Consider the following 25,947-nt stretch of genomic DNA (forward strand, 5'->3'; position numbering starts at 1 on the left):
GGTTGAAATACTCCGTAAAAAAGAGATGGGTTTTCTTTGACAGAAGAAGAAATAGCTTTTTTAATAAAAGGTATAGTAGAAGAATCTATTCCTGATTATCAACTTTCTGCTTTTACAATGGCCGCCTACTTTAAAGGTATGAGTGATGAAGAACTTTATCATTTTACAAAAGCTATGGTATTTTCTGGTGATACAATTGATTTTTCTGAAATAGATGGCTTTTTTGTGACAAGCATAGCACAGGTGGTGTAGGTGATAAAGTGACATCAGTAGTGGCGCCAATAGTTGCTGCTTGTGGCGTTAAGATGCCTAAAATGTCTGGTAGAGGCTTAGGTCATACTTGGGGTACAATCGATAAACTTGAAAGTATTCCCGGCTTTTCAACAGAATTAAGTAAAACAGAATTTTTAAAAGAAATTAATTCTATTGGCTTAAGCTTGATTCAGCAAACCGGTCATTTAGCGCCTGCTGATAAAAAGCTGTATGCTATTCGTGATGTTACTGCAACTGTGGAAAGTATTCCTTTGATTGCCTCAAGTATTGTCTCAAAAAAATAGCCTCTGGTAACAAAAATATTGTATTTGATGTTAAAGTAGGCGATGGCGCCTTTATGAAAAATGAAAGAGATGGCTATTTACTTGCTTTAGCTATGGTTAGTTTAATAAATCGATTCGGTGGACAGGGAATAGCAGTTTTAACAAGAATGGAAGAGCCACTAGGTTATGCTATAGGTAATAGTATAGAGGTGATGGAAGCTATAGAAATTTTAAAAGGTAAAGGACCTTCTGATGTCATATGATGTCATAGATGTTTCAAAGGCTTTAGCAGTAGAACTTTTGTTAATTTCTAGAATTGTGGAAACAAAGGAAGCAGCCCTTAAATTAATTAATAATGTTATTGAAAATGGAAGTGCTCTTGAAAAATTCAGGGAAATGATTGCTTTTCAAGGGGGTAATAGTAGGGTTATTGATGACTTTAGTCTTTTCCCAGAAAGCAAAAATACATTTTCTATTACATCTAAAGTTGAAGGCTATGTGACTAGTCTAAAGGCTGAGGCCATAGGACTAGCTTCAATGGCATTAGGCGCTGGTCGGGAAACATTAGGGGGACCCCCCAATAGATTTGTCTACTGGTATTTATTTAAATAAGAAAATAGGTGACTATGTTAAGGTAGGGGAAATCTTTGTAGTTGCTATTGGAGTGAAAAAGGTTAATAAGGAGAAGCTAGTAAAAGCTATTAGAGAAGGGTATGGTATAGGTCATAAGCCAATAGAAACTAAGAACTTAATAATTGATGTGGTTCAAGGACAAAGGAGTGACTTTAATTGATCGCGTTAGATACGATGCCTAATATTGGCCCTATATTAATGGTAAAATTATTAAAGGTTGGGCATCAAAAGTGGAGAGGAATTAATTAATTTAGGTAGCAAAAAAAGCTTTTATTCTTTTATCAGAAAACGGATTAGAAACTTGTTTAAGTAATTTATTTGCCCTTGAAGGTGCTGTTGAAAATATTCGATGGCATTATTTATCCAGTGATAGAAAAAAGAATTAAGGGAATTTTTTGAAATAATTTCTATTTGATGTGTATAGTTACTTGGGATAAGTTGATAATATATATGATATATGTTATAATCGTTAAAATATAAATTAAATACTACTATAGATATCTGATTAAATGCAGCTAATAATTTTATAACCTAATATAGGAGGATCAAATGAAAAAAACAAAAGTATTTTAGCCATTTTGACTTCGATTTTTTTAGCTGGTATTTTATTGATTGCTCCAAACACAACCTTTGGTGCTACTTTTGCTGAAGCTCAATTTCAATCTGCTTCAAATGATAGCTTTGGAGCTAATGACACAGCAGTAGTAGAATCCGAAGGGAATAACTTTATTTCTAAACCGGTGCCTACAGTACCCGGAGCTCAAGCACCAAAAATTATTTATATGGCACCGGTTTCTAATGCGGTTGTAAACGATATTGATGGACCTGGTACATTGATATCATTAAAGGCTGCATCAGGGGACAACGACATTTTAATATTAATGCAACAGGTGTTTTACATCTTACATTTGATAATGTTGGGGCTGGTGGAGGCATTCAAGCTACTGGCAATGAAACGATTAATAATCCTGCAATTAACAACTGTTTTATTTCTGCTAATATTGAAGGCGGTGGAATTTATGCCAATGGTATTGTTCGGGTAGAAGGTGGACATATCACCAATAATAAGGCTATCCGTGGTGGTGGAATTATGGGTGCTGGTAGTAAATCCTTAACCGTTGTTGGAAAATTGGAAAAGAAGTAAGAAACAATCAAGCTAACTACACTGCAGCTGGAGATTCGGGTTTTGCGGGTGGTATTGGTGTAGGCTATGGAAGCAGTTTAGTAGCTAATAATTGTATTGTTACTGGTAATAGTAATACAGGTGATGCTACTGACAATAGAGGCCTTGTTGTGGCGGCGGTATTGGTGCTTGGGAAGGGTCTTATGTCAATATAATTAATTGTACAGTGATTAATAATAAAGCTGCAAATTTTGGTGCAGGTATTTTAGTACATTGGAATAGTACATTAATTGTTGATGGCGGATTCATAGATAATAATGATTTATCAGCAAGTCCGACATTTGGCTATGGTGGCGGTATTTATACAGCTGCTGGAGCTAATCTAGAAATTAAAAATGGTACAATAATTTCAAATAATAAAGCAAAGTATGGAGCTGGAGGCAGAACCGAATATAAGACATCTAATATTATTCAAGATGGCACTATTATCCGTAATAATACTGCTGTATCCAGTGGCGGTGGCTTATACTTTGGCTCAGGAACCTATCTAGGTGCAGGCACAATCAGTATAGGTGCAGCTATAATTGAAAATAACACGGCGAATTTTGGGGCTGGACTTGATTTTGGCAGAGGTTTTACAATAATGATTAATGGCGCTGATATTCTAAATAATAGTAGTCTAACATCTGATGGAGCAATTTATACTTATCCTCAAAATATACTTTCATTAAGTAATTGCCTTTTAAATAACAATGATGCACAGTATGGAGGGGCTGTCTATATAGGCTCTGCTGAAAATACAGGAACAGCAACAACCCTTACCTTACTTAAATGATTCGACCATGAGTAATAATAGAGCTTCAGTTTCATCTAATAATGGTCAAGGCGGTGGAATTTGTTCAGGTTATTTTAATAAAATTAATTTAAATAGAACCAGTGTAACTGGCAATGTAGGTGATTATGGTGGTGCAATAATTGCTTTTAATGATAATATTTTAAATGCTGATACAAGTACTATTTTAAATAATTCAGCAACCCAATCAGGTGGTGGCTTATATTTTTATTAACACGAACTATTGGAACAGTATCAGGTAATTCACAAATTGCTTCTAATAAAACTGAAAAGTCTGGAGGTGGTGTTTATTTATCTGGGAACACCGTTTTAAATATTGAAAATGAAACAAGTCTTTTTAACAATGAAGCCACTGAATACGGTGGTGGTATTGCAGGGGCTCAAGCTAAAAGTATTACTATAAAGGATAATGGTAGTGTCAATAATAATCTGGCAGGCTCTTTTGGAGGTGGCATTTATAGTCATACTGGTTCAGTTGCTGGAACGGATACATTAATTACAATTAAAGATTATGCTATTATTAGTGGTAATAGTGCTAGTAATGGAGGCGGTATTAGTGGCTGGTCATTGGAAATGCCTGATAACATTCCAACTATCAGTCTAGAAAATAATAGCAAAATAAGTGGTAATATTGCTGATTTTTATGGTGGTGGTATTTGGGTACCACAACCTCATTTAAATAAAATTACTGCTGCTGGAACAGTTGTATTTGAGAAAAATCAATCGGTTCAAGCTTACTTTATGTTAGATTCTTCACCTGATGTCGCTATCCATCAAAGTCATATTTTTACTACTGCGTTTACATTACCTCCTAGTGGTGCACCTGCTTTTACATATGCGTATAATAATGATGATATTTCATATCAAGAAGGTATTCCTCTTGTTACTGTAACATTTGATTCTGTAGGTGGTTCACCTAGAATACTACAAGCTTCAACAAAGAAAGGCAGTAGCTTAGGAGCATTAATACCTCAAATACCTTTGCGAAGTGGCTATAAATTTTTAGGTTGGTATACTGAGATGGATGGGGCTGGTACTCAATTTAATCAAAATACAGTTGTTAATGGGAGTATGACAGTTTATGCTTTGTGGGAGCAATTGCCTCCGGAACCACACCAATACCTCCTGTGTCACCTAAGCCTGGTGACAATAGTACTGGGGATTTAAGTGGTTTGCCTCAAACAGGGATGAAACTTATTAGTATTATAGCTGGTATAGTATTTGTGAGTGGTTGCTTTGTGGTTTATTACAGCAAGCAAAAAAGAAAGAATTAAGCTAATTATTAAGATGAATTAATATGAATGGGATTGAAGATTTCAATCCCATTTTTATATCTATTTCTTCAGAATTGCTGTGGCTATAGCTAGCAGATAAATATATCAAAAAAAAAAAAATTATGCTATAATAATAGGGTATGAATAATAGGAGGATGAATAGATGAAGCCTGTTGTAGCAATTGTAGGACGACCTAATGTAGGGAAGTCTACTATTTTTAATAGAATAATTGGCCAGAGCACTGCAATCGTTGATGATACACCAGGAGTTACCCGAGACAGACTCTATGGAGATGCTCAATGGCTTAAACATAGCTTTATGTTAATTGATACTGGAGGTATACAGTGGGCTGGTGAAGACTTTAGTGAGTCAATAGCTAAACAAGCTAATATTGCTATTGATGAAGCTGATGTTATTTTAATGGTTGTTGACAGCAGAACTGGAGCTACAATTGAAGATGAACGGGTCGCTCGAATTCTTCAGAAAAATAATAAGCCAGTTGTTCTAGCTGTCAATAAAGTTGATAATTTTGCTAAGGATAATGCTTATGAGTTTTATACCCTAGGCCTTGGTGATCCTATTCCTATTTCAGCTGCTCATGGCACTAATATGGGTGATTTATTAGATGCTATTGTATCTTATTTTGATAATATTGAAATAGAGGAAGAAGATGAGGAAGAAGATGATGATAGTGTCAAAATTGCATTAGTAGGCAGACCTAATGTAGGAAAATCTTCTCTTTTAAATAAATTATGTAATGAAGAAAGAGTTATAGTCAGCGATATTGCAGGGACAACAAGAGATGCCATTGATGAGAAAGTTACTTATTACGGCAAAGATTATACCTTAATTGATACTGCAGGAATTCGCCGTAAGTCAAAAGTTGGAGAGTTTATCGAAAAGGTCACCGTAATTCGATCTGTTAGAGCAATGGAAAGAGCTGATGTGGTATTTGTTTTAATAGATGCCGTTGAAGGCCTAACAGAGCAGGATAAGCGCATTGCAGGTACTGCCGAAGAAAATGGGAAAGCAACTGTTTTAGTTGTTAATAAATGGGATTTAATTAAGAAAGATAGTAAAACAATGGCTACTTTTGAAGAAGACTTAAGAGATAAAATGAGTTTTATGAATTATGCACCTATTGTATTTATTTCTGCATTAACTGGTCAAAGAATTGGTGATTTATATAAGTTGGCTGATTTAGTTTATACTAATGCTCACAGAAAAATTGAGACGTCAACTATTAATCAATTGTTGAGAGAGATTGTAGCATTTAATCCTCCGCCAAGTGATAAGGGTAGACCACTTAAAATTAACTATGGCACTCAAATTAAAGTTGCTCCGCCTTCATTTGCGCTATTTGTAAATGATGTGGAATTAATGCACTTTTCATATAAAAGACATATAGAAAATAAATTTAGAGAGGCTTTTGATATTACAGGGACGCCAATCCGAATTTATTTAAGAAATAAAAAAGGGGAATAGTACTTTGACGAATATATCAGTTATTGGTTTAGGCAGCTGGGGTACAGCCTTAGCTTTACATTTAGATAGAAATAATAACAAAGTAACTTTGTATGGTCGTATAGAAGATCAATTTAAGCTTATTAATAATACTAGAGAGCATCCATTTTTACCAGGCATTGCTATACCTGAGTCTATTAATTTAACTTTGGATTTAAAGACTGCAGTTAAAAATGAGATTTTGGTCTTGGCTGTTCCTTCTCCCTTTGTAAGAGAAATTACAGAGAAAATTGTCGCAATTGCACCAGCAAAAAAATACATTATTAATGTTGCAAAAGGTATGGAAATGACTACCAGTAAGCGTTTATCTGAAGTTATTAATGATGTTTCAAAAGGCAATTATGAGTATTGTATTTTATCTGGACCCACTCATGCAGAAGAGGTGGCCAGAAATATGCCTGCTGCAATTGTAGCAGCGAGTTCAAATATGAAATTTGCTAAAGATGTGCAAATTTACTTTAATTCTGAAACATTAAGAACCTATACGAGCAGCGATGTTGTCGGTGTTGAATTAGGTGGTACTTTAAAAAATATTATAGCAATCGCTGCAGGCTTTATTGATGGTATGGGATTTGGTGATAATGCAAAAGCAGCTATTATTACAAGAGGATTATATGAAATGATGGCTCTTGGCAAAGCTATGGGGGCTCAGATGTCTACTTTTACCGGACTCACTGGCATGGGGGATTTAGTTGTAACCTGTACCAGTAAACACAGCCGAAATAGAGCTTATGGAGAAGCCTTAGGAAAAGGCAAAACTCCTCAAGAAATTAGTGATTCAATGGATATGGTAGCTGAAGGAGTTTATGCTACAAAAGCTATTTATATGCTTTCTGAAAAGCTAGATATTACAATGCCTATAACCAATGAAGTATATCATGTAATTTATGAGAACAAAAGCCCTTTGAAAAGTTTTAAGGATTTAATGAATAGAGAAATGAAAATGGAAATTGAGGGAATTGACATTGAAAAAAATTAAAGTTGGTTTACTTGGCTGTGGCGCAGTGGGAACCAGTGTATATGAATTAATTCAAAAGAATCAAGATAAGTATTATGCTTTATTAGGCGCTGAAATAGAAGTAGTTAAAATTGTAGTTCATTCTTTAGATAAGAAAAGGCCTTCTATTCCAAATCAGCTTTTAACCCTTGATCCTAATGAAGTGTTAGAAGACCAGGACATTGATGTTGTAGTTGAAGTTATGGGTGGTATTACAGATGCTAAGGATTATGTTTTAAAGGCCTTGAAGAATAAAAAACATGTTGTTACAGCAAATAAAGATTTAATGGCAGTTTATGGCCAACCTATATTTGAATTAGGGGATCAAGAGCAAAAACTTGTTTTATTTGAAGCCAGCGTTGCTGGTGCTTTACCAGTAATTGGTACTATAAAAAATGATTTAGCTAGTAATAAAATTAATAAAGTCATGGGTATTATTAATGGTACCACTAACTTTATTTTAACTAAAATGTTTGATGAAGGACTTCCGTTAGATTTAGTGTTAAAGGAAGCACAAGATCTTGGCTATGCTGAGGCTGATCCTACAGCAGATGTGGAAGGCTTAGATGCGGCGAGAAAAATTGCTATTTTAGCATCAATTAGCTTCAATACTAGAGTTGTCTTAGATGACGTTTATGTAGAAGGTATTTCAAAAATAGCTACAGATGATATTGAATATGCTAAACAATTTAAAAGCACCATAAAATTATTAGGAATTGCAATTGTTAATGATGGCAAAGTAGAAGTTAGGGTCCACCCGACACTTATTCCATTAAATCATCCTTTAGCTAAAGTAGATGATGTTTACAATGCTATATATTTAGAAGGCGATGCATTTGGTGATTTAACATTCTTAGGAAAAGGAGCAGGAGGATTTCCAACTGCAAGTGCAGTCGTTGGTGATATATTGACTATTGGCAAAAATATTTTGAATCCAGTAAGTAAAATCAAGAATTGTACTTGTTATTTAGATTTACCAATTAAGACAATTAAGCAAGTTGAATCCCACTATTATATTAGAATGATTGTAGCAGATGAAACAGGTGTCCTTTCAAAGATAGCTAGTGTATTTGCTGAAAATAATGTGAGTATTGACTCTGTTATACAGAAGAAGTTAGCAAATAAAAAAGCTGAATTAGTTTTATTAACTGATCGAGTTGAAGAAGATAATTTTATGAAAGCTAAAGTAGGAATTGAAAGTTTAATTACTGTGGATAGTGTTACTTCTATTCTAAGGTCAGAAAAAGAAAATTAGACAAGAGGTGTAAAAATAAAATGGGTATTGTTGTACAAAAATTTGGTGGTAGCTCGGTAGCATCGCCAGAGCATATTAAAAATGTAGCACAAAGAATAATTGAAACAAAAGAGCAAGGTAATCAGGTCATTACTGTTGTGTCTGCTATGGGGGATTCTACAGATGATTTATTAGCCTTAGCTAATGCTATAACGAAAAATCCACCTCATAGAGAAATGGATATGTTACTTGCAACTGGCGAACAGGTTTCAATTTCTCTTTTATCTATGGCTATAAAAGAAAGAGGCTATAATGTAGTCTCTCTAACTGGGGCACAAGCAGGCATTTATACAGATGATATACATAAAAAAGCTAAAATTACCCGCATTGATAATGATAGACTTCAAAAAGAACTGGATAGTGGCAAAATTATAATTGTAGCTGGTTTTCAGGGTAAGACAGAAGCTGGCGAAATAACAACGCTTGGTAGAGGTGGTTCGGATACAACTGCAGTGGCAATTGCCACTGCAGTTGGTGCAGAAGTCTGTGAAATTTATACAGATGTAGACGGTGTCTATACAACAGATCCTAGAATTGTTTCAAATGCGAGAAAGCTGGATTCCATTTCTTATGATGAAATGCTTGAATTGGCTAGTTTGGGCGCTTTAGTTTTACAAACAAGAGCTGTTGAATACACAAAAAAACACAATGTTAGAATTTGTGTAAGATCTAGTTTTAATCATAATAAAGGTACAATAGTTGAGGAGGCATCTTTAATGAAAAAAACACGTTTAGTAAGTGGGGTAGCCCATGATTTAGATGTAGCAAAAGTTACAATTTATGGTGTGCCAGATATTCCTGGTATTGCTCAAAGAGTATTTAAGTCTTTAGCTGAAGCTGCAATTAATGTTGATATGATTGTGCAGAGTAATCCTAAGGGTGATCGCAATGATATTTCATTTACAGTTGGTCTAGATGATAGAAATAGAGCCATGGAATTAATGGAGGATTTAAAAATTAAATTAGGTGCTGAAGGTGTAACTTTAAGAGACAATTTAGCTAAAATTAGCATTGTTGGTGCTGGGATGCAATCAAATGCTGGTGTTGCAGCTAATATGTTTGAAGCTCTTGCAGAAGCAGACATTAATATTGAATTAATAACAACATCTGAAATTAAAATTTCTTGTTTAGTTGAGTTAGATCAAAGTAAAAAAGCAGTTCAAGTTATTCATGATAAATTTAGACTAGGAGATGAGGATTAAAATATAAAGGAGGACAATAGTATGAAAGTGAGAAAGGCAATTATTCCAGCTGCAGGCTTGGGTACTCGTTTTTTACCTGCTACTAAAGCAGTTCCGAAGGAAATGATCCCTCTGCTAGACAAACCAGCTATTCAATATATTGTTGAAGAAGCAGTTGCTTCTGGTATAGAAGAAATCTTAATTATTACTGGGAGAGGCAAAGAGGCTATTGAAAACCATTTTGATATATCCTATGAATTAGAAGATACTCTAGAAAAAAAAGAACAGAAGGAATTGTTACAAATAATTCAACCATTAAGTCATATGGCGAATATCTATTTTGTAAGACAAAGGATGCCTAAAGGATTAGGCCATGCTGTCGGCTGTGCCAAAGATTTTGTTGGTGATGAACCTTTTGCAGTTTTATTAGGTGATGACCTTTTTCACTGTTCTGAAAAGCCTTGTATTAAGCAACTTATTGAACAATATGAAAAGCATGAAGCTAGTGTCTTTGCTTTATTAAACGTAGCTCGAGAGCATGTAGATAAGTATGGTGTAATTAGTGGACATAAAGTGGATGAAGGCTTATACAATATTGATGATTTAGTTGAGAAACCATCTATTGCTGAAGCTCCTAGTAATTTAGCAGTTATGGGTCGTTATGTTTTTACACCGAAGATTTTTGAAATGATTGAAATGACACCACCGGAAAAAGGTGGAGAAATTCAATTAACAGATGCTATGAAGAAACTAACTGCTTTTGAAAAAATGTATGGCTATATTTTTAATGGAAAACGCTATGATACAGGCTATTTATTAGGCTATTTAGAAGCAGTTGTGGACTTTGCTTTAAGACGAGAAGATATTAAAGATGATTTTTTTGCTCTTTTAAAAGAAAAATTATAATTAAAAAGAAGTAGTTTCTAAAAGAAATTGCTTCTTTTTAATTCATAAAAAATATTGGAAAGGTGAGATAAAAAATGCAGAAAAAGAAAGCCCTCATCAGTGTTACTGATAAGACCGATGTTCTTTCCTTGATACTGCAAAAGTTGAAAATATCGACGATATAGATTTAGTTTGCGTTAATCTCTATGAATTTGAGAAAACTTTACGCTCTGGCAAAGATGAAAAATCCATGATTGAATCTATTGATATTGGAGGACCTACTTTAATTAGAGGAGCTGCTAAGAACTTTTACCACGTAATGGTTGTAACCGATCCAAAAGATTATGGCTATGTTATTGAAACTTTAAAAAATAATCAAAACACTAAAGCTTTTGCAGCTATTGCAGAGTATGATGATTTAATTGCCTATTATTTTACTAAAGATGAAAAATACCCTAACAGATTGGCTTTACCATTACGACTAAAAAGTAAGTTGAGATACGGCGAAAATCCTCATCAAGAAGGTTACCTTTATGAAACTGCCTATAAAGACGAGAGTATTTTAGATTATGAACAATTACAAGGGAAAGAAATCTCTTTTAATAATATTAACGATCTTTTTGAAGGTTTATCTCTCCTTACAGAATTTAAAGACGATAAGGTAACTTGTGTTGCAGTAAAACATAGTGCTTCTTGTGGTGTAGCTGTTGGACAAACTGCTTTTGAATCTTTTGAAAAAAACTATGGCTTGTGATCCTATTTCTATTTTCGGGGGAATTCTTGTATTCAATGATATTGTATATGGTGATACTGCAAAAGCGCTCAATAGTATTTTTTAGAAGTTATCGGTGCCCCTGGTTATACAGAAGATGCATTAGCTATATTTAAAGAAAAGAAAAATGTTCGTGTTTCAAAAACTCTTCATACCAGCATTCAATCTAAAATTGATATGAAGTACTTTTAGATGGTTATTTGTTGTCTCAGGATAGAGATGATATTTTATATGAGAATCTTGAAAATGTGACAAATGCTGTAGCAAGTGCAAAAGATTTAGAGGATATGGTTTTTGCAATGAAAATTGCTAAACATTTAAAATCCAACGCTATAGCTATTGTTAAAGATAAACAAGCTCTAGCATTATGTGGTGGACAAACTGCCCGTATTTTTCTTTGCAAGATGGTCTCTTAAACAATAAGGATAAGAATTTTCAAGGGGCTATTATGGCCTCTGATGGTTTTCTCCATTTGATGATTGTGTTATACTTGCCTATGAAAAAGGTATTGTAGGTATTATTCAACCATGGGGATCAATTCAAGATCAACAATCAATTGAAGCCTGTAATAAGTTTGGTCTCTCAATGGTTTTGACGAATATTTGTCATTTTAAACATTAGGAGGATAAATTAAATGTCAGTTCAGTTACTATTAGAGAATATAGGTCCAATAACTAATTGCAAAATTGATTTAAATCAATTGACAGTATTAGTTGGCGATAATAATACTGGATGGAAAAAATAGAAACAGAGCAGTTTTTAAAAGATAATGTTTTTAATCCAGAGTTATTTGTTTGTGAAAATTGCAAAAGTTCTTTAACCCTTATGGATGGCGAATTTCCTATATCATCTGTTAAATTCAATCCCTTTGAAGTAACTATTAATGATAATGAAACTGCTTTAAAAGATTGTATTTATGTTGATAGTCCATTGATTTTAAATGAGAAGTTACCAATGGAACCTACATCTATGTGGTATAAAGATGATTTAAAGCATAAATTAATCACGCCTAATACTTCTAATTGTTATGCTATAGATGAAGTTGTAAAAATTCTTGATACAATGCTGACTGGCAATCTTGTTCAAGTTGAAAATAGGAATTATTTATATTATGAAAGAAGTGATAGCGTATTAGTTGAAACTATTAATACGCCTAATGGTCTGAAAACCCTCTTATTAATCAAGGCACTACTTAATAATGGTTACTTAAAAAAGGAACAATTTTAATGTTAGATGAAACGGAAATCTTTCTTTATCCTGGCATGGCAGCTCAGATATGCTAGAATCCTTACATTGTTAATAAAGCACTGTGGATTAACTGTTCTAGTTGATACTTCCAGTCTTTATTTTATTGAGGCGTTAGATATGTTTTCTAAATATTATGGGATAAGAGATGGCAGCCATTTTTATTTAAGTAATAGAACAGAAGAAGGGGTTTACTTTTTTTGATGAAAAAGAGGATATGCAAAAAAACTATAATAGTCTTTTATCTGATTTTGAAGAGTTGGATTATATTAGATTAGAACAGGATGGTGATTATTAGAATGTTAACTGATATACAAAACATTTTATTTAAATCATTTTCTAATTTTTATGAACCTATTAAATCTATTGCCTATGATTCTGCAAATGATGAATACCCCAGTCATCTAGAGGAAAGAATGTTTAATTTTGATAGGATAGCTGAGTATACATACGGTATAGGTCGCGACTTAATGCCCTGTTCTCCAGATGCGCTTTTTATTTCATTGAATTTAAAAATGGTAAGCTGGATACTCAAGATAAGAAAAGAAGTCTAAGGCTTAATTTTGCAGAAGGTCCCTATATTATATTAGTTCGTATTTTTAGAGAAAAAAGCTTTATTTAACAAAGGCTGCTTTTTCAAAATTACCAAAAGTAGGAATCGTTGTCTATAATGGAGCTAAAAATCCATCAGAAGTTGTCCATTAAAGATATGAAACTCGTTTTCAGTTAAATGAATACGTCTATACCCTCTATGATAAAATATATACTTTTACATTTAAACAGTTTAATAAAATGGTTCTTAATAGGCGTTATCCCTTTATTTTTTTCGACCATATAGGTGATTAAAAAACATTGACACAGTAGAAAAAACAGTGTATTATATTAAAGTAAAGCAAAATAACTTTACGAGGTAGTAATGGAGAAATTTATAGAAGTTATGTTGCTATTAGATATTTATGGTAATTTACTGACAGATAAAAGAAAACAAACATTAAGTTTATATTATAATGAGGATTACTCTCTTCAAGAAATTGCTGATTTTTTAGGAATTACTAAACAAGGTGTACGAGATGCATTGGTTCAAGGAGAGAAAAGCTTATATCATTATGAAAAAAATCTTAAAATATTGTCTCAAAATTTAGAACAAGATAAAATTTTGAGAAGTGTAGTAAATCAAATTGATGATGAGGATATTAAACAAACCCTTAGCCGTTTAATATATTATGAGGAGTAACCAATGGGTGCTTTCAGCAGTTTAACGGAAAAAATACAAAGTGCTTTTGCAAAATTAACAAGCAAAGGCAGATTAACAGAAAAAGAAATTGACATTGCTTTAAAAGAAGTGCAAATGGCACTTTTAGAGGCTGATGTTAATTTTAAAGTTGTCAAAAATTTTATTAAGAGTGTTAAAGAAAAGTCTCTTGGTGCTAATATTCTTGAAAGTTTAACACCGGGACAACAAGTTATTGATATTGTAAATAAGGAGTTAGTTCATCTTTTAGGTGACGAAATTACCTATTTAAATATTGCCGGTAAACCTCCTAGTATTATTATGTTAATCGGCCTTCAAGGGGCTGGAAAAACGACCACAGGTGGTAAACTTGCTTATTTGCTAAAAGGACGACAGAATAAAAAGCCTTATCTGATAGCTGGAGATATTTATAGACCTGCTGCAATTGATCAATTAAAAACTTTAGGTAAGAAAATTGATGTGCCTGTTTTTTCTATTAATGGTAGCAAAGATCCAGTCGCTATTGCAAAAGCTGGCGTTGAAGTTGCTACTAAAGCAGGCTCAGATGTTATTATTATTGATACAGCTGGACGACTGCATTTAGATGAAGCTATGATGATTGAAGTTGAGGATATTAAGAAAACAGTTAATCCTCAGGAAATACTACTGGTTGTTGATGGTATGACCGGTCAAGATGCTGTAAATATTGGCAAGGAATTTAACGAAAAGGTCGGCATAGATGGTATTGTATTAACTAAAATGGATGGTGATACTAGAGGCGGTGCTGCTATTTCTATTAGAGCTGTTACTGGTAAACCTATCAAATTAATTGGTATGGGGGAAAAACTAGATCAGTTAGAATTTTTCCATCCAGATAGAATAGCTAGTAGAATTCTTGGTATGGGAGATATTCTTTCTTTAATTGAAAAAGCAAAAGATCAAATTGATGAAAAAGAAGCAGTAGAAATGCAAAAGAAATTAATGGATGCTTCTTTTACATTTGAAGATTTTTTAAGTCAAATTAAACAGCTGAGAAACATGGGGCCTATTGAAGATTTATTAGGTAGATTGCCAGGTATGGGCAACATGAAAAACTTAAAAGTTAGTGATAAAGATATAAATAAAATTGAAGCCATTATTTTTTCAATGACAGTGGAAGAAAGAAAAAGACCAGAAATTATGAATGGTAGTAGAAAAAAAAGAATTGCTTTAGGCAGTGGTACAGAAGTTCAAGATGTTAATCGCTTGCTAAAACAATTTGAAAGTTCAAAGAAAATGATGAAACAAATGGGTAATATGGGTAAGAAGAAAAAAGGTTTTATGCCGAAATTTTTCTAGTCCTTTTATAGATTTAAATAATTCAGGAGGTGACATACAAATGGCAACAAAAATTAGACTGCGTAGAATGGGTGCGAAGAAAGCGCCTTTTTATAGAGTAGTCGTTGCAGATTCCCGCTCTCCAAGAGATGGAAAATGTATCGAGGAAATTGGATACTACAACCCTATTCAAGCAGAACAAACTTTAAAAATTGATGAGGAGAGAGCTTTATACTGGATTGGTACAGGAGCTCAACCATCTGAAACTGTAAAAGCATTGTTTAAAAAAGCAGGTATTTTACAGAAACAAAATGGTTAAGGAGAATGATCGTTATGGAAGAGCTTATGCGACTCATTACCAGCTATATTGTAGATGAACCAGAAACCATAGATATTGAATGCAATGAAGAACCGAATTGCCAAGAAGTTACTTTGAAAGTGCCAGAAATATACATGGGTAAAGTTATTGGTAAAAATGGTCGAATTGCTAAAGCTATTCGTTTAATTGCCAATGTTAAAACGAATAAAAATTCTAAAAAAGTTTATGTCAATATTGTTTCAAAAGATGGATAATGAAAAAATAGAAATAGGAGAAATTATTGGTGTATTCGGTATTAAAGGCGAAGCGAAGATTTATCCACTCACTAATGAAAAAGAGATGTTTTTAACATTTAAGGAATTTCAATACCAAGACAAACATCAAGAAGGTATTCTCCTAGTTGAAAGAATTAGACTGCATAAAAATATTATAGTTTGCAAATTTAAAGACAAAGGTACTATTGAATCAGTTTTGCCTTTAAAAGGCTTGAAACTATGGGTGCCAACTTCAGTGCTACCTAACCTAGATAATGATGAGCATTATGTTTATGAGCTTGTGGGTGCTAGTGTTTGGACAGATGATGGCATGGAACTTGGACAATTGTGTGATGTTATGAACACAGGTGCCTATGATGTTTATGTTGTTAAAGATTATGAAAATAAGGAATATTTGCTCCCAGGAATCCCTGAAGTAATTTTAGAAAAAAATATGGAGGAAAAAAAGTTAGTAGTTCACTTACTACCTGGCTTAGTAGATTAATATGAAAATAGATGTTCTGACACTTTTTCCAGAATTTTTTTCATCACCTTTAAATGAAAGCTTACTAAAAAAAGCAATTGATAAGGACTTACTATCAGTTAATAGAATTAATATTAGAGAATTTTCTCAAAATAAATATCACAAAGTTGATGATTATCCTTATGGCGGAGGACAAGGAATGGTTATGGCTGTAGAGCCAATTGTACTAGCTTATGAATCTATACCGAAGGAGAAAAATAGTAAAACTATTTTTCTTTCACCTCAAGGACAACTTCTCACTCAGGCAAAAGCTAAAGATTTAGCAGCATATGATCAGCTTATATTGTTATGTGGCCATTATGAAGGTGTTGATGAAAGAGCCATTAATTTAATTGTTGATGAAGAAATCTCTATTGGTGATTATATTTTAACTGGTGGAGAGTTACCTGCCTTAGTACTAATTGATGCCATCAGTCGACATATTGATGGGGTAGTTGGAAGCAAGACTTCTGTTGAAGAAGATTCTTTATCAGATGGTTTGTTAAAATACCCACAGTATACAATGCCTAGAAGTTTTAGAGGTGAAGAAGTACCTGAAATATTACTTTCTGGACATCATAAAAATATTGAAAATTGGCGCAGAGAGTTATCTCTTAGAAGAACGCAAAATAAACGCCCTGATTTATGGGCATCCTATAATAATAAATTAAAAAAGGAGGGGAAATAAATGAATGTCATTGATTCAATTAATGCAAAATATTTAAAAACTGATGCGCCTGATTTTGGCCCTGGAGATACAGTTAAAGTTCACGCTAAAGTTGTTGAGGGAGAAAAAGAGAGAATTCAGATTTTTGAAGGAACTGTACTTAAGAGAGGTGGCGCTGGTATTAACGAAATGTTTACTGTACGTCGTATTTCTTATGGCGTTGCTGTTGAAAGAGTATTCCCTGTACATTCACCGCGTATTGATAAAGTAGATGTTGTCCGTCGCGGACGTGTTAGAAGAGCTAGACTAAACTACTTAAAAGATAGAGTAGGTAAAGCCGCAAGAATTAAAGATAAAAAATAAGGACTGGTATTTACTAGTCCTTCTATCTATATAGGAGGAAATAGAATGCACAGTAACGATACAGATACAGCAATATATGAAGAAAAAGAAGGGGGAAAATCCTTTCTTAGCACTTTAATTACGCTACTTCAAATTATTGCTATTGCACTTATTATTAATGCAGCTATAAAAGCATTTCTTTTGCGACCTTATACAGTTATTTCAGGTTCTATGGAACCAACACTAATGGTTAATGATAAAGTCTTTGCTGAGGTAGTAACTGGTTATTTTTCAAAGCCTCAGAGAGATGACATTGTTGTTTTTGTGTTTCCAGGAAAAGATCCTAACAAGCCAATAATCAGACAGACAACTGGTGATTATTTAGGAACTATTTTTAATAGTTTTATACAGTTTAAATGGCCTGATAATGGAGAAGTTGAATATGTTAAAAGGGTTATTGGTACCCCTGGCGATGTGATAGATATAAGAAATGGTAAAGTGTATGTAAACGGTAGCCAATTAGATGAATCATCTTACATTCCAAGTAATGTAAGAACAGAATCACTTGGCTCTATTAATTTCCCATATACAGTTCCTGACAAATCTTATTTTGTCTTAGGAGATAATAGAGAGAACAGTTTTGATTCTCGTTATTGGGGTCCTGTACCTGAAAAAAATATAATAGGTAAACCAGTTATGCTTTATTTTCCTTTTGATCATTTCAGATTTTTTAAAGGATGATTGTATGTTAAAGGTTCAATGGTATCCTGGCCATATGACTAAGGCAAAAAGAAAATTAGAAGAGCAAATAAAAACAATTGATGTAGTAATTGAGCTTCGCGATGCGAGGATACCTAAAAGTTCAGATAATCCTGAGATTAAAAAAATCATAGGAAATAAAGGACATATCATTGTTTTAAATAAAATGGATTTAAGTAGTAATGAAGCCACTGCAAAGTGGCTCAATTACTTTGAAAAAAAGAATATTAAAGCTTTAGCAATAAAAGGTACTGATAAAAAAGGCGTTAAGAAAATATTGCCAATACTGGATAATATGGTCAATACTATTTTTTCTAAGAGGCAAAATAGAGGTCTTTTAAATAGACCTTTACGCTGTATGGTAGTAGGGGTTTCAAATGTTGGAAAATCATCTTTTATCAATTCCTTAGCCAGCAAAAAAATGGCTCGTACAGGTAATAAACCAGGGGTTACAAAAGGTAATCAATGGATTACAGTTACGGATAAAGTACAACTTCTTGATACCCCAGGTATTCTTTGGCCTAAGTTCGAACATAACTCAGGCTTTTATCTAGCTGTTACTGGGGCAGTATCTGATTTAGTTTATGATACGGTGGAGGCAACACTTTTATTAATTGATATGTTGGGAGAGCGAAGGCTTCTAAAAGGTAAATATGATTTTTATAATGGGAATTCTCACACTTTTTTAAAAGCATTTAGTAAAAAAAGAGGTTTATTAAATACAGGCGGTATTGTTGACATTAATAAAGGCGCTATTTTATTTATGAAAGACTATAGAGAAGGTAAAATTGGCCATTTTCCATTGGAAATGCCTCCAGGTAATTAAAAATGAACCAATTGATTAAAAATTTTTTAAAAGAGGAAAAAGAGAGAAAACGTCTTTATGACTTTCATAAACAGGAGAGAGAATTAAAAGATGATTATCCAATTCTAGTAGGCGTTGATGAAGCCGGCAGAGGTCCTTTAGCAGGACCTGTATATGCGGCTTGTGTCTGTTTACCTACTGGTATTTTTATTAATGGATTAAATGACTCTAAAAAAATGAGTGAAGAAAAAAGAAATCTTATTGCCACTGAAATAAAAGAGCAAGCTCTTTTTTATACTTATGGCTATAGTAGTGTTAAAGAAATTGATAATCTTAATATTTTAAATGCAACTATGTTAGCTATGTCTAGAGCTATGGCAAAATGTCCTGTTGTTCCTGATTATTGCTTAGTAGATGGGAATCTATTACCAGAAGCTATGAATTGCAATGGAAAAGCAGTTGTTAAAGGCGATTTATTAATGCCTTCAATTGCTGCAGCTTCAATTCTAGCAAAAACTAAAAGAGATGAAATAATGACCTTTATTCACAAAACTGTACCAGAATACGCTTTTGATAAACATAAGGGATATGGAACTAAAGCTCACTATGAGGCTTTAGAAGCCTATGGACAATCACTTTTTCATAGAGAAACATTTTTAAAGAGGTTTAAACAAAAATGAGATTACAAAAATATTTAAGCACATATGGAATCTGTTCGAGAAGAAAAGGTGAAGAGTTAATAGCCGCTGGTCGAGTTTTTATTGGCAGAAAAAAAGCTGTCATAGGAGATAAGGTGGATCCAGATACTGATAAGGTTTATGTAGATCGAAAATTGGTTATTGCTGAAAGGCAGAAAATTTATATTTTATTAAATAAACCAAGAGGCTATGTTACAACAACCAATGACCCTGAAGGTAGAAAAACAATTTTAGATTTAATCAAAAAAGTGCCTGAAAGAGTTTATCCAGTTGGTCGTTTAGATTATGATACTGAGGGATTACTACTTCTAACAAATGATGGAGATTTAACCTTTGGGTTAACCCACCCTAAACATCAAATTAGTAAAACTTACAAGGCGAGGTGCAAAGGGACTGTAGATTCAGTAGCTATCGATTCTTTGCGCTCCGGTGTAATTTTATATGATGGATATAAAACACAGAAAGCTGAAGTTTATGTTATAGAGCTCAATAAAGAAAATAGCCTTCTTGAAGTTACTATCTATGAAGGTAAAAATAGACAAATTAGAAAGATGTTTGAAAGTGTAGGTCATCCTGTAACCCGATTGACTAGAATAAAAATAGGAGATATGAAAGTTGGGGATTTAAAAAGTGGTTCCTATCGTTTTTTGAAAAAGACAGAAGTTGATAAACTTAAAAATTTCTGTAAAAAAGCCCGTTATAAATAGTAAACGACCCTATTTTATGATAGAATTAGGGGGAAATAAAAGAATTATTTGCAATATTATTGGAGGGAAATTACTCATGTTAAAAATGTATTATGATAATGATGCTGATTTAAGCATTATTCAAGGTAAAAAGTAGCAATCTTAGGGTATGGTAGCCAAGGACATGCACATGCGTTAAATTTGAAAGAAAGCGGTGTTGATGTTGTTGTTGGTTTACGTCAAGATAGTAAACGTTGGAAGGAAGCAGATGGACTAAAAGAAAAGTTAGTACATTAAAAGACGCTTGTGTTTATGCTGATGTTATTATGTGTTTACTTCCTGATGAAAAACAAGAAGCTATTTACAATGAAGATATTAAAGAATATTTAACAAGTGGCAAAGTATTAATGTTTGCTCACGGATTCAATATTCACTTTGGATTAATTCAACCACCAGCAGATGTAGATGTAATTATGGCTGCTCCAAAAGGACCTGGACACTTAGCTAGAAGCAGGTGTAATTTAGACAACATTTAAAGAAGAAACTGAAACGGACTTATTTGGAGAGCAAGCAGTTCTTTGTGGTGGTGCTAGTGGCTCTTTGTTAAAGAGCTGGCTTTGATGAAACATTAGTTGAAGCTGGTTATGCACATGAAATGGCATATTTTGAGTGTTTACATGAGCTTAAGTTAATTGTAGATAATGTACGAAGGTGGAATCAGTAATATGCGTTACTCAATTAGTGATACAGCTAAATATGGCGATTTAACTAGAGGCCCTCGTGTTGTTAATGAAGATACCAAAAAAGAAATGGCTAAGACTCTAAAAGAGATTCAGACGGGTCAATTCGCTAGAGAGTGGATTTTAGAAAATAAAGCTGGTCGTCCAAACTTTAATGGTCTTTATAATCAAGACAAATAACACTTGATTGAGACTACTGGAGAAAACTTAAGAAAAATGATGCCTTGGATTGGCAAAAAGCAAAATAATTTTATAATATAAAGGCAAAGAAAGGCAGATTACCTTTCTTTTTTCCTTGTGAGGGAAAAATGATCATAGTTGTCGGTGGCGGTGCAGCAGGCCTCATTTGTGCCTTAGCTGCAAAAAGAGCTGGAAAAGAAGTAATAATTTTAGAAAAAAATAAAAAAATCGGAAGAAAAATTTGCATTACCGGTAAAGGTCGTTGCAATTTAACTAATATTGCTGACAAGAATAATATTATGTCAGCTTTTTCTGAAAATAAAAAATTTTTAATGAGTGCCCTTAATTCATTTTCTAATCAAGATTTAATTTCTTTTTTCGAAAATTTAGGTATCGAAACAAAAGTAGAAAGAGGCGGCAGAGTTTTCCCGGTTTCTGATAATGCATTAGATATAGTGGATGGCTTTTACAAAGCATTAGAAAAGGAAAAAATACCGCTACATACTGATACTGAAGCAATTGAGTTGTTAATAATAGATGACCAACAGAAAGTCTTTGGGATTAAAACAAATAAGGGGGACTTTAAAGGCGCTGTAGTTATTGCTACTGGTGGCTTGTCATATCCTAAAACTGGCTCAACGGGTACAGGCTACAGGCTAGCTCAGTCAATTGGTCATAAAATTATTTCTACTTTTCCATCATTGGTTCCATTAGAAGTTGTTGAACGTCAAAGAGCTAAGAGTCTTCAAGGTCTTTCCCTAAAAAATGTTGAAGCTTCCGCCTTTATTAATAAAAAGAAAATGGCTTCTTTTTTTGGAGAAATGGTTTTTACTCATTATGGTCTTTCAGGTCCAATTATTTTAAGTCTCAGCCGATTATGTGTTCCTGCTCTTGAAAATAAAGATTTGGTAGAGATTAAAATAGATTTAAAACCTGCTTTATCTAGCGAGCAACTAGATAAAAGCCTTTTAAGGCTTCTTGATGAACACAGGCAACAGAATTTAAACAATCTACTGGAAAAAAGAAGTCTTAAAAAACTTATTCCTATTTTACTTGAGCTATCCAATATTGATCCCTATCAAAAAGGCTATTCTGTCACTAAAGAGCAACGTAAAAAATTAGTGAGTATTTTTAAGGAAATATCTTTTATTATTAATGGACATAAAGGGTATGAGGAAGCAATTGTAACAAGAGGCGGGATTGATTTAAAAGAAATCAATCCTAAAACAATGGCTTCTAAAATTATAGATAATATTTATTTTTGCGGCGAGGTTCTCAATATTGATGGTTTTACAGGAGGCTATAATTTACAGGCAGCATTTTCAACAGGCTATGTTGCTGGATTGTATGGAGAAGAGGTTTAATAGTAATGAAAATAGCAATTGATGGGCCAGCTGGCTCAGGTAAAAGCACTGTAGCAAAATATCTTAGTCATAAATTAGATTTTCCATATATTGATACTGGGGCTATGTATCGAGGGATTACCTATTTGATTTTGAAAAACAAATTGTCTTTAGAGGATAAGACTGCTATTATTAAGTTAGTTAATAATAGTCTATTCTCATTTGATGAAAATGGTTTATCTATAAATGGTGTAAACCTTGAAAAAGAAATACGTAAAAACAAAATATCAGAGTATGTTTCTGTTGTAGCAGCATTGCCTTATGTAAGGGAAATTTTAGTGAAAAAACAGCAGAATATAGCAAATAAAATGACAAATGGAATCCTAGATGGTCGAGATATAGGAACAGTTGTATTGCCCTATGCTGATCTTAAAATTTATTTAGAAACATCTATTAAAGAAAGAGCTCACAGAAGATTAAAGGAATTATTAGATAAAGGTGAATCAATTGATTTAGAAACGCTTATTGAGCAAATTGCACAAAGGGACCAAAATGATATGAATAGGGCCGTAGGACCTCTTAAAAAAGCGGATGATGCTATATTAATTGTTACGGATGGTTTATCAATTGGAGCCGTTGGAGAAAAGATTATAGAAAGAATTATCAAGAAGTAATTTAAAAGCACTTCTTTTATTGCTATAATAAAAAGGTAGAGTAAAATGGAAATAATAATCGCAAAAAATGCTGGGTTTTGTTATGGTGTTAAAAGAGCCTTAAAAAAGGCTCAAGAACTTAAGTCAGAATATCCAGATAAAAAAATCTATACTTTTGGTCCTTTGATTCATAATCAACATGAAATTAAGCGCTTAGAAAGCCAAGGTATAATTGCAATTGATGAGGACCAATTAAAAAATATAGACAAAGATCAACCTGTTTTAGTTCGTTCTCACGGTGTGGGAGAGACATTTTTTGAGAAATATCAGAATTCTCATTTAATTGAGGATGGTACCTGTTCCATGGTTATTGTTGCACAGAAACTTGCCAAAGAACATGGTGAAATGGGTGAAAGAGTTGTTGTAATTGGTGATAAGAAACATCCTGAAGTAATAGGGATTTTAGATTGGGCTGGAGAAAATAGCATGGCGATTCTTTCTTCTGACGAAGCTGAAAAAGTCCCTTTGGATAAACCGATATTCTTATTAGCTCAGACAACACAACCTGAGAGCCTATTTGAAGAAATAAAAGAAATATTATTTTCTAAAACTAATCAAATTATATATAAGAATACTATTTGTAGTGCTACAAGAAGCAGACAAAAAGAAACGTCTGTACTTGCTGGCCAAGTCAATACAATGATAGTTATCGGAAGCAAGTTAAGCTCGAATACTAATAAATTATATACTATTGCAAAGAACATTAATAGCAATACCTATTTGGTTGAGACTAAATATGACTTAGATTCAAAATGGTATAAGGACAAGAATAAAATAGGAATAACAGCAGGAGCATCTACTCCTGACTGGATTATTGAGGAGGTCGTACATAAGATGATGGAAGAAAAAAAGGACACAAATGTGGAAACTGAAGAAACAATGGAATCCCTGTTTGTGGATATGGATAATGAAATCCATGCAGGTCAAATTGTTACAGGAACAGTTATTCAAGTAGGAAAGGAAAACCTAATCGTTGACATTGGTCTTAAAGCAGAAGGGATTTTACCTATTGAAGATTATGGCGAGGAGCCATTACCAGAAGTTGGTGAAGAAGTAACTGCTGTTCTTTTAAAAAAGTCTAATTCAGAAGGCATCCCAGTTTTATCCAAAAGAAAACTTGAAGATAGAGAAAGAAGAGAGCGTCAAAGAGAAGCTTTAAAAACGCTTCCTTCAATTTTTGAAAATAAAGAAGAAATAGAAGGTGTTGTAGTTCGTACAACAAAAAATGGACTTATAGTTCAAACTGGAGATGTAGAAGGTTTTATGCCTGCTTCACAAATTATTAATGGTTTTGTAAAAAACCTTGATAAGTATGTAGGGCAACAAGTAAGAATGCGCATTATTGATTTAGATTTAAAAAAACGTCTTCCTAAAATTGTTTTTTCACAAAAAGTTATTTTAGAAGAAGAACGTAAAGAAAAAGAATCTGATTTCTGGGAAAATGTAACCGTAGGTAAAGTACTAAAAGGTGAAGTGAGAAAGCTTACTGATTTTGGTGCATTTATTAATCTCGGTTATTTAGACGGTCTTTTACATATTTCTGAATTATCATGGGATAAAAGAGCACGCTTAAATGACTTGCTTTCTGTTGGCGATGAAATTCAGGTAAAAGTAATTGATTTAGATTCTGAAAAAAATAGAATTAGTTTAAGTTTAAAAGCCTTAGAAGAAGAACCTTGGTCTGTTTTCATTAGAGAAAATGCGCCAGGACATATTGTCAAAGGTAAAGTAACCAGTGTTGTTGATTACGGCGCTTTTGTGGAGATTAGTAAAGGTGTTGAAGGATTACTTCATATTTCAGAAATAAGCTACGACCATGTTGATAAAGTAGGGAATGTGCTTAAAGTTGGTGATGAAGTAGAAGTGGAAATTTTAGATATTGATGAAGATAATAGAAAAGTATCCTTATCTAAAAAAGCATTAGAAGCTCCTCCCAAAAAAGAAGCCTATGTTGCTGATAATACAGAGGTTGCTTATGAGGAAGATGATACGATGACATTAGGTGATGTCTTAAATAGTACTAACGAAGAAGCCTAAAAAAGTAAAAGGTTTAGGTATTTTAATACCTAAACCTTTTTTTGGTGTGCCTGACAGGATTCGAACCTGTGACCCTTGAATCCGGAGTTCAATACTCTATCCCCTGAGCTACAGGCACAATAGTATATGCAATTATACAGAAAAGAAAATGAATTGTAAAGGATAGTTATGAAAAAAATTCACTATAATGATATTGTTGATAAAATAAAAAATGCTTGTATTGATATTAATTATAATGCAAGTAAGGAGCTTCTGGAAGCTTATGATAAAAGTATTCAAAATGAAAGTGATGTTGGTAAGACAGTCTTATCTATTCTGAAAGATAATGTACTTTTAGCTCATATTGAGCAAGTGCCTATTTGTCAGGATACAGGTACGGCTGTTATTTTTGTGACTTTAGGTGCTAATGTTATTATTGAAAATGGCTTCTTAAATGATGCAATTTTTGAAGGTGTTGAAAAAGGATATAGGGAAGGGTATTTGCGAAAATCCATTGTTGATAATCCTCTAACACGTCATAATTCTGGTAATAATTTACCACCTGTTATTCATATTGAATTAGTAAAAGGTGATACTTTTATGATAGATGTAGCTGCCAAAGGTGGTGGCAGTGAAAATATGTCAGCGTTAAAAATGCTTACTCCTGCTGATGGCATGGATGGCATTAAGAGCTTTGTTGTGGAGACTGTCAAAAAAGCTGGACCAAATCCTTGTCCGCCTATTATTGTTGGTATTGGCATTGGCAGTAATTTTGAAGGCGTTGCTTTATTGGCTAAAAAGGCTTTGCTAGAGCCTTTTAATTCCTGTAATCTAAGTAAAGAATTAGCAGATATGGAAAAAGAACTGGAAGAAAAATTAAACAACTTAAGTATTGGTCCTCAAGGTTTGGGGGGCAAAACAACTGTTTTTAAAGTCCATTCTTTAATGGCTCCTTGCCACATTGCTTCTTTACCAGTAGCTGTCAATATTAACTGTCATGTCTCACGTCACACGAGAATAATATTTTAAGGAATTT

General features: G+C 33.3%; 33 protein-coding genes, 1 tRNA gene and 3 pseudogenes. 36 read left to right on the plus strand and 1 reads right to left on the minus strand.

What is annotated here, in order from left to right:
• Positions 1-30 precede the first annotated feature (30 nt).
• The 35 genes and pseudogenes from deoA to AZF37_RS04960 form a co-directional block, all read left to right on the plus strand.
• Positions 31-252, plus strand: a pseudogene (deoA, locus tag AZF37_RS11610) (pyrimidine-nucleoside phosphorylase); the annotation flags it as partial.
• A gap of 8 nt (positions 253-260) precedes the next feature.
• Complete coding sequence (locus AZF37_RS11615; protein ID WP_245612062.1) at positions 261-557, plus strand: hypothetical protein; 297 nt, start codon at positions 261-263, stop codon at positions 555-557.
• A gap of 53 nt (positions 558-610) precedes the next feature.
• On the plus strand, positions 611-799 hold the full coding sequence (locus AZF37_RS11620) for a hypothetical protein (RefSeq protein ID WP_245612063.1): 189 nt from the start codon (positions 611-613) through the stop codon (positions 797-799).
• A complete protein-coding gene (locus AZF37_RS12315; RefSeq protein ID WP_281178920.1) occupies positions 789-1,148 on the plus strand; it encodes a hypothetical protein in 360 nt (119 codons plus the stop codon). Before AZF37_RS11620 ends, AZF37_RS12315 begins: the two co-directional genes overlap by 11 nt.
• Complete coding sequence (locus tag AZF37_RS11625; protein ID WP_281178921.1) at positions 1,123-1,329, plus strand: hypothetical protein; 207 nt, start codon at positions 1,123-1,125, stop codon at positions 1,327-1,329. Before AZF37_RS12315 ends, AZF37_RS11625 begins: the two co-directional genes overlap by 26 nt.
• Before the next feature lie 112 nt (positions 1,330-1,441).
• Positions 1,442-1,555 carry a TfoX/Sxy family DNA transformation protein gene (locus tag AZF37_RS11630; RefSeq protein ID WP_088370663.1) on the plus strand — a complete coding sequence of 38 codons (114 nt, stop codon included), beginning with the start codon at positions 1,442-1,444 and terminating at the stop codon, positions 1,553-1,555.
• Positions 1,556-1,777: 222 nt separating this feature from the next.
• A complete protein-coding gene (locus AZF37_RS04820) occupies positions 1,778-2,212 on the plus strand; it encodes a hypothetical protein (protein ID WP_162473901.1) in 435 nt (144 codons plus the stop codon).
• A 306-nt stretch (positions 2,213-2,518) separates the two neighbouring features.
• Positions 2,519-3,127, plus strand: coding sequence for a hypothetical protein (locus AZF37_RS04825; protein ID WP_088369809.1), 609 nt, complete (start codon positions 2,519-2,521; stop codon positions 3,125-3,127).
• Positions 3,128-3,134: 7 nt separating this feature from the next.
• Positions 3,135-3,359: a hypothetical protein gene (locus AZF37_RS04830; RefSeq protein WP_088369810.1), complete on the plus strand. Its 225-nt coding sequence runs from the start codon at positions 3,135-3,137 to the stop codon at positions 3,357-3,359.
• A 359-nt stretch (positions 3,360-3,718) separates the two neighbouring features.
• A complete protein-coding gene (locus tag AZF37_RS04835; protein ID WP_245612079.1) occupies positions 3,719-4,312 on the plus strand; it encodes an InlB B-repeat-containing protein in 594 nt (197 codons plus the stop codon).
• Between the two features lie 270 nt (positions 4,313-4,582).
• The gene (gene der / locus AZF37_RS04840; protein WP_088369812.1) at positions 4,583-5,905 is read left to right on the plus strand and encodes a ribosome biogenesis GTPase Der; all 1,323 of its coding nucleotides are present in this window, start codon (positions 4,583-4,585) and stop codon (positions 5,903-5,905) included.
• A 4-nt stretch (positions 5,906-5,909) separates the two neighbouring features.
• The gene (locus AZF37_RS04845; RefSeq protein WP_088369813.1) at positions 5,910-6,923 is read left to right on the plus strand and encodes an NAD(P)H-dependent glycerol-3-phosphate dehydrogenase; all 1,014 of its coding nucleotides are present in this window, start codon (positions 5,910-5,912) and stop codon (positions 6,921-6,923) included.
• Positions 6,910-8,196, plus strand: a complete 1,287-nt coding sequence (locus AZF37_RS04850; protein ID WP_245612064.1) for a homoserine dehydrogenase — start codon at positions 6,910-6,912, stop codon at positions 8,194-8,196. Before AZF37_RS04845 ends, AZF37_RS04850 begins: the two co-directional genes overlap by 14 nt.
• Positions 8,197-8,216: 20 nt before the next feature.
• Positions 8,217-9,437, plus strand: a complete 1,221-nt coding sequence (locus AZF37_RS04855; protein WP_088369815.1) for an aspartate kinase — start codon at positions 8,217-8,219, stop codon at positions 9,435-9,437.
• 21 nt (positions 9,438-9,458) lie between these two features.
• On the plus strand, positions 9,459-10,322 hold the full coding sequence (gene galU / locus AZF37_RS04860) for a UTP--glucose-1-phosphate uridylyltransferase GalU (RefSeq protein WP_088369816.1): 864 nt from the start codon (positions 9,459-9,461) through the stop codon (positions 10,320-10,322).
• Between the two features lie 229 nt (positions 10,323-10,551).
• Positions 10,552-11,055: a hypothetical protein gene (locus tag AZF37_RS12320; RefSeq protein ID WP_088369817.1), complete on the plus strand. Its 504-nt coding sequence runs from the start codon at positions 10,552-10,554 to the stop codon at positions 11,053-11,055.
• Positions 11,045-11,265 (plus strand): annotated as a pseudogene (locus tag AZF37_RS13230) (hypothetical protein). Before AZF37_RS12320 ends, AZF37_RS13230 begins: the two are co-directional and overlap by 11 nt.
• Before the next feature lie 11 nt (positions 11,266-11,276).
• Positions 11,277-11,489 carry a hypothetical protein gene (locus tag AZF37_RS12325; RefSeq protein WP_162473904.1) on the plus strand — a complete coding sequence of 71 codons (213 nt, stop codon included), beginning with the start codon at positions 11,277-11,279 and terminating at the stop codon, positions 11,487-11,489.
• Between the two features lie 316 nt (positions 11,490-11,805).
• The gene (locus AZF37_RS04875; RefSeq protein WP_088369819.1) at positions 11,806-12,300 is read left to right on the plus strand and encodes a hypothetical protein; all 495 of its coding nucleotides are present in this window, start codon (positions 11,806-11,808) and stop codon (positions 12,298-12,300) included.
• 317 nt (positions 12,301-12,617) lie between these two features.
• On the plus strand, positions 12,618-12,872 hold the full coding sequence (locus AZF37_RS04885; RefSeq protein WP_088369821.1) for a hypothetical protein: 255 nt from the start codon (positions 12,618-12,620) through the stop codon (positions 12,870-12,872).
• Positions 12,873-13,234: 362 nt separating this feature from the next.
• Positions 13,235-13,552: a sigma factor-like helix-turn-helix DNA-binding protein gene (locus AZF37_RS04890; protein WP_088369822.1), complete on the plus strand. Its 318-nt coding sequence runs from the start codon at positions 13,235-13,237 to the stop codon at positions 13,550-13,552.
• 3 nt (positions 13,553-13,555) lie between these two features.
• On the plus strand, positions 13,556-14,887 hold the full coding sequence (ffh, locus tag AZF37_RS04895; protein WP_088369823.1) for a signal recognition particle protein: 1,332 nt from the start codon (positions 13,556-13,558) through the stop codon (positions 14,885-14,887).
• 40 nt (positions 14,888-14,927) lie between these two features.
• Positions 14,928-15,185 (plus strand): 30S ribosomal protein S16, encoded by a 258-nt coding sequence (rpsP, locus tag AZF37_RS04900; protein ID WP_088369824.1) that lies wholly within the window; start codon positions 14,928-14,930, stop codon positions 15,183-15,185.
• A gap of 14 nt (positions 15,186-15,199) precedes the next feature.
• Entirely contained in the window at positions 15,200-15,439 is a 240-nt protein-coding gene (locus AZF37_RS04905; protein WP_088369825.1) for a KH domain-containing protein, read from the plus strand.
• A complete protein-coding gene (gene rimM, locus AZF37_RS04910) occupies positions 15,432-15,944 on the plus strand; it encodes a ribosome maturation factor RimM (RefSeq protein WP_162473905.1) in 513 nt (170 codons plus the stop codon). The genes AZF37_RS04905 and rimM overlap by 8 nt, the downstream gene beginning before the upstream one ends.
• A 1-nt stretch (position 15,945) precedes the next feature.
• Positions 15,946-16,650, plus strand: a complete 705-nt coding sequence (gene trmD / locus AZF37_RS04915) for a tRNA (guanosine(37)-N1)-methyltransferase TrmD (RefSeq protein WP_088369827.1) — start codon at positions 15,946-15,948, stop codon at positions 16,648-16,650.
• Entirely contained in the window at positions 16,651-16,992 is a 342-nt protein-coding gene (gene rplS, locus AZF37_RS04920) for a 50S ribosomal protein L19 (protein ID WP_088369828.1), read from the plus strand.
• Between the two features lie 45 nt (positions 16,993-17,037).
• Positions 17,038-17,712, plus strand: a complete 675-nt coding sequence (gene lepB, locus AZF37_RS04925; RefSeq protein WP_088369829.1) for a signal peptidase I — start codon at positions 17,038-17,040, stop codon at positions 17,710-17,712.
• A 4-nt stretch (positions 17,713-17,716) separates the two neighbouring features.
• On the plus strand, positions 17,717-18,556 hold the full coding sequence (gene ylqF / locus AZF37_RS04930; RefSeq protein WP_088369830.1) for a ribosome biogenesis GTPase YlqF: 840 nt from the start codon (positions 17,717-17,719) through the stop codon (positions 18,554-18,556).
• Between the two features lie 2 nt (positions 18,557-18,558).
• Positions 18,559-19,215: a ribonuclease HII gene (locus AZF37_RS04935; protein WP_088369831.1), complete on the plus strand. Its 657-nt coding sequence runs from the start codon at positions 18,559-18,561 to the stop codon at positions 19,213-19,215.
• A complete protein-coding gene (locus AZF37_RS04940; RefSeq protein WP_088369832.1) occupies positions 19,212-19,940 on the plus strand; it encodes a pseudouridine synthase in 729 nt (242 codons plus the stop codon). Before AZF37_RS04935 ends, AZF37_RS04940 begins: the two co-directional genes overlap by 4 nt.
• 76 nt (positions 19,941-20,016) lie before the next feature.
• Positions 20,017-20,920, plus strand: a pseudogene (locus tag AZF37_RS04945) (NADP-dependent ketol-acid reductoisomerase).
• A 47-nt stretch (positions 20,921-20,967) separates the two neighbouring features.
• A complete protein-coding gene (locus AZF37_RS04950) occupies positions 20,968-22,203 on the plus strand; it encodes a BaiN/RdsA family NAD(P)/FAD-dependent oxidoreductase (RefSeq protein WP_088369833.1) in 1,236 nt (411 codons plus the stop codon).
• A 5-nt stretch (positions 22,204-22,208) separates the two neighbouring features.
• Positions 22,209-22,856, plus strand: a complete 648-nt coding sequence (gene cmk, locus AZF37_RS04955; protein ID WP_088369834.1) for a (d)CMP kinase — start codon at positions 22,209-22,211, stop codon at positions 22,854-22,856.
• Between the two features lie 45 nt (positions 22,857-22,901).
• Complete coding sequence (locus tag AZF37_RS04960) at positions 22,902-24,932, plus strand: bifunctional 4-hydroxy-3-methylbut-2-enyl diphosphate reductase/30S ribosomal protein S1 (RefSeq protein ID WP_088369835.1); 2,031 nt, start codon at positions 22,902-22,904, stop codon at positions 24,930-24,932.
• Positions 24,933-24,974: 42 nt separating this feature from the next.
• Here the strand turns inward: AZF37_RS04960 and AZF37_RS04965 are convergent.
• A tRNA-Arg gene (locus tag AZF37_RS04965) sits at positions 24,975-25,050 on the minus strand.
• Positions 25,051-25,100: 50 nt separating this feature from the next.
• Between AZF37_RS04965 and AZF37_RS04970 the strand changes: the two genes are divergently transcribed.
• Positions 25,101-25,940: a fumarate hydratase gene (locus AZF37_RS04970; protein ID WP_088369836.1), complete on the plus strand. Its 840-nt coding sequence runs from the start codon at positions 25,101-25,103 to the stop codon at positions 25,938-25,940.
• Positions 25,941-25,947 lie beyond the last annotated feature (7 nt).

Origin of the sequence: endosymbiont 'TC1' of Trimyema compressum, assembly GCF_001584725.1 — a bacterium.
Taxonomy (GTDB): Bacteria; Bacillota; TC1; order TC1; family TC1; genus TC1.

Excerpts from the sequence above, each read along its gene's own strand:
- AZF37_RS11620 (WP_245612063.1), top strand. The coding sequence starts at position 611 with ATGAAAAATGAAAGAGATGGCTATTTACTTGCTTTAGCTATGGTTAGT.
- AZF37_RS12315 (WP_281178920.1), top strand. The coding sequence starts at position 789 with ATGTCATATGATGTCATAGATGTTTCAAAGGCTTTAGCAGTAGAACTT.
- AZF37_RS04830 (WP_088369810.1), top strand. The coding sequence starts at position 3,135 with ATGAGTAATAATAGAGCTTCAGTTTCATCTAATAATGGTCAAGGCGGT.
- AZF37_RS04835 (WP_245612079.1), top strand. The coding sequence starts at position 3,719 with ATGCCTGATAACATTCCAACTATCAGTCTAGAAAATAATAGCAAAATA.
- der (WP_088369812.1), top strand. The coding sequence starts at position 4,583 with ATGAAGCCTGTTGTAGCAATTGTAGGACGACCTAATGTAGGGAAGTCT.
- AZF37_RS04855 (WP_088369815.1), top strand. The coding sequence starts at position 8,217 with ATGGGTATTGTTGTACAAAAATTTGGTGGTAGCTCGGTAGCATCGCCA.
- galU (WP_088369816.1), top strand. The coding sequence starts at position 9,459 with ATGAAAGTGAGAAAGGCAATTATTCCAGCTGCAGGCTTGGGTACTCGT.
- AZF37_RS12320 (WP_088369817.1), top strand. The coding sequence starts at position 10,552 with ATGATTGAATCTATTGATATTGGAGGACCTACTTTAATTAGAGGAGCT.
- AZF37_RS04875 (WP_088369819.1), top strand. The coding sequence starts at position 11,806 with ATGGAAAAAATAGAAACAGAGCAGTTTTTAAAAGATAATGTTTTTAAT.
- AZF37_RS04885 (WP_088369821.1), top strand. The coding sequence starts at position 12,618 with ATGTTAACTGATATACAAAACATTTTATTTAAATCATTTTCTAATTTT.
- AZF37_RS04890 (WP_088369822.1), top strand. The coding sequence starts at position 13,235 with ATGGAGAAATTTATAGAAGTTATGTTGCTATTAGATATTTATGGTAAT.
- ffh (WP_088369823.1), top strand. The coding sequence starts at position 13,556 with ATGGGTGCTTTCAGCAGTTTAACGGAAAAAATACAAAGTGCTTTTGCA.
- rpsP (WP_088369824.1), top strand. The coding sequence starts at position 14,928 with ATGGCAACAAAAATTAGACTGCGTAGAATGGGTGCGAAGAAAGCGCCT.
- AZF37_RS04905 (WP_088369825.1), top strand. The coding sequence starts at position 15,200 with ATGGAAGAGCTTATGCGACTCATTACCAGCTATATTGTAGATGAACCA.
- rimM (WP_162473905.1), top strand. The coding sequence starts at position 15,432 with ATGGATAATGAAAAAATAGAAATAGGAGAAATTATTGGTGTATTCGGT.
- trmD (WP_088369827.1), top strand. The coding sequence starts at position 15,946 with ATGAAAATAGATGTTCTGACACTTTTTCCAGAATTTTTTTCATCACCT.
- rplS (WP_088369828.1), top strand. The coding sequence starts at position 16,651 with ATGAATGTCATTGATTCAATTAATGCAAAATATTTAAAAACTGATGCG.
- lepB (WP_088369829.1), top strand. The coding sequence starts at position 17,038 with ATGCACAGTAACGATACAGATACAGCAATATATGAAGAAAAAGAAGGG.
- ylqF (WP_088369830.1), top strand. The coding sequence starts at position 17,717 with ATGTTAAAGGTTCAATGGTATCCTGGCCATATGACTAAGGCAAAAAGA.
- AZF37_RS04935 (WP_088369831.1), top strand. The coding sequence starts at position 18,559 with ATGAACCAATTGATTAAAAATTTTTTAAAAGAGGAAAAAGAGAGAAAA.
- AZF37_RS04940 (WP_088369832.1), top strand. The coding sequence starts at position 19,212 with ATGAGATTACAAAAATATTTAAGCACATATGGAATCTGTTCGAGAAGA.
- AZF37_RS04950 (WP_088369833.1), top strand. The coding sequence starts at position 20,968 with ATGATCATAGTTGTCGGTGGCGGTGCAGCAGGCCTCATTTGTGCCTTA.
- cmk (WP_088369834.1), top strand. The coding sequence starts at position 22,209 with ATGAAAATAGCAATTGATGGGCCAGCTGGCTCAGGTAAAAGCACTGTA.
- AZF37_RS04960 (WP_088369835.1), top strand. The coding sequence starts at position 22,902 with ATGGAAATAATAATCGCAAAAAATGCTGGGTTTTGTTATGGTGTTAAA.
- AZF37_RS04970 (WP_088369836.1), top strand. The coding sequence starts at position 25,101 with ATGAAAAAAATTCACTATAATGATATTGTTGATAAAATAAAAAATGCT.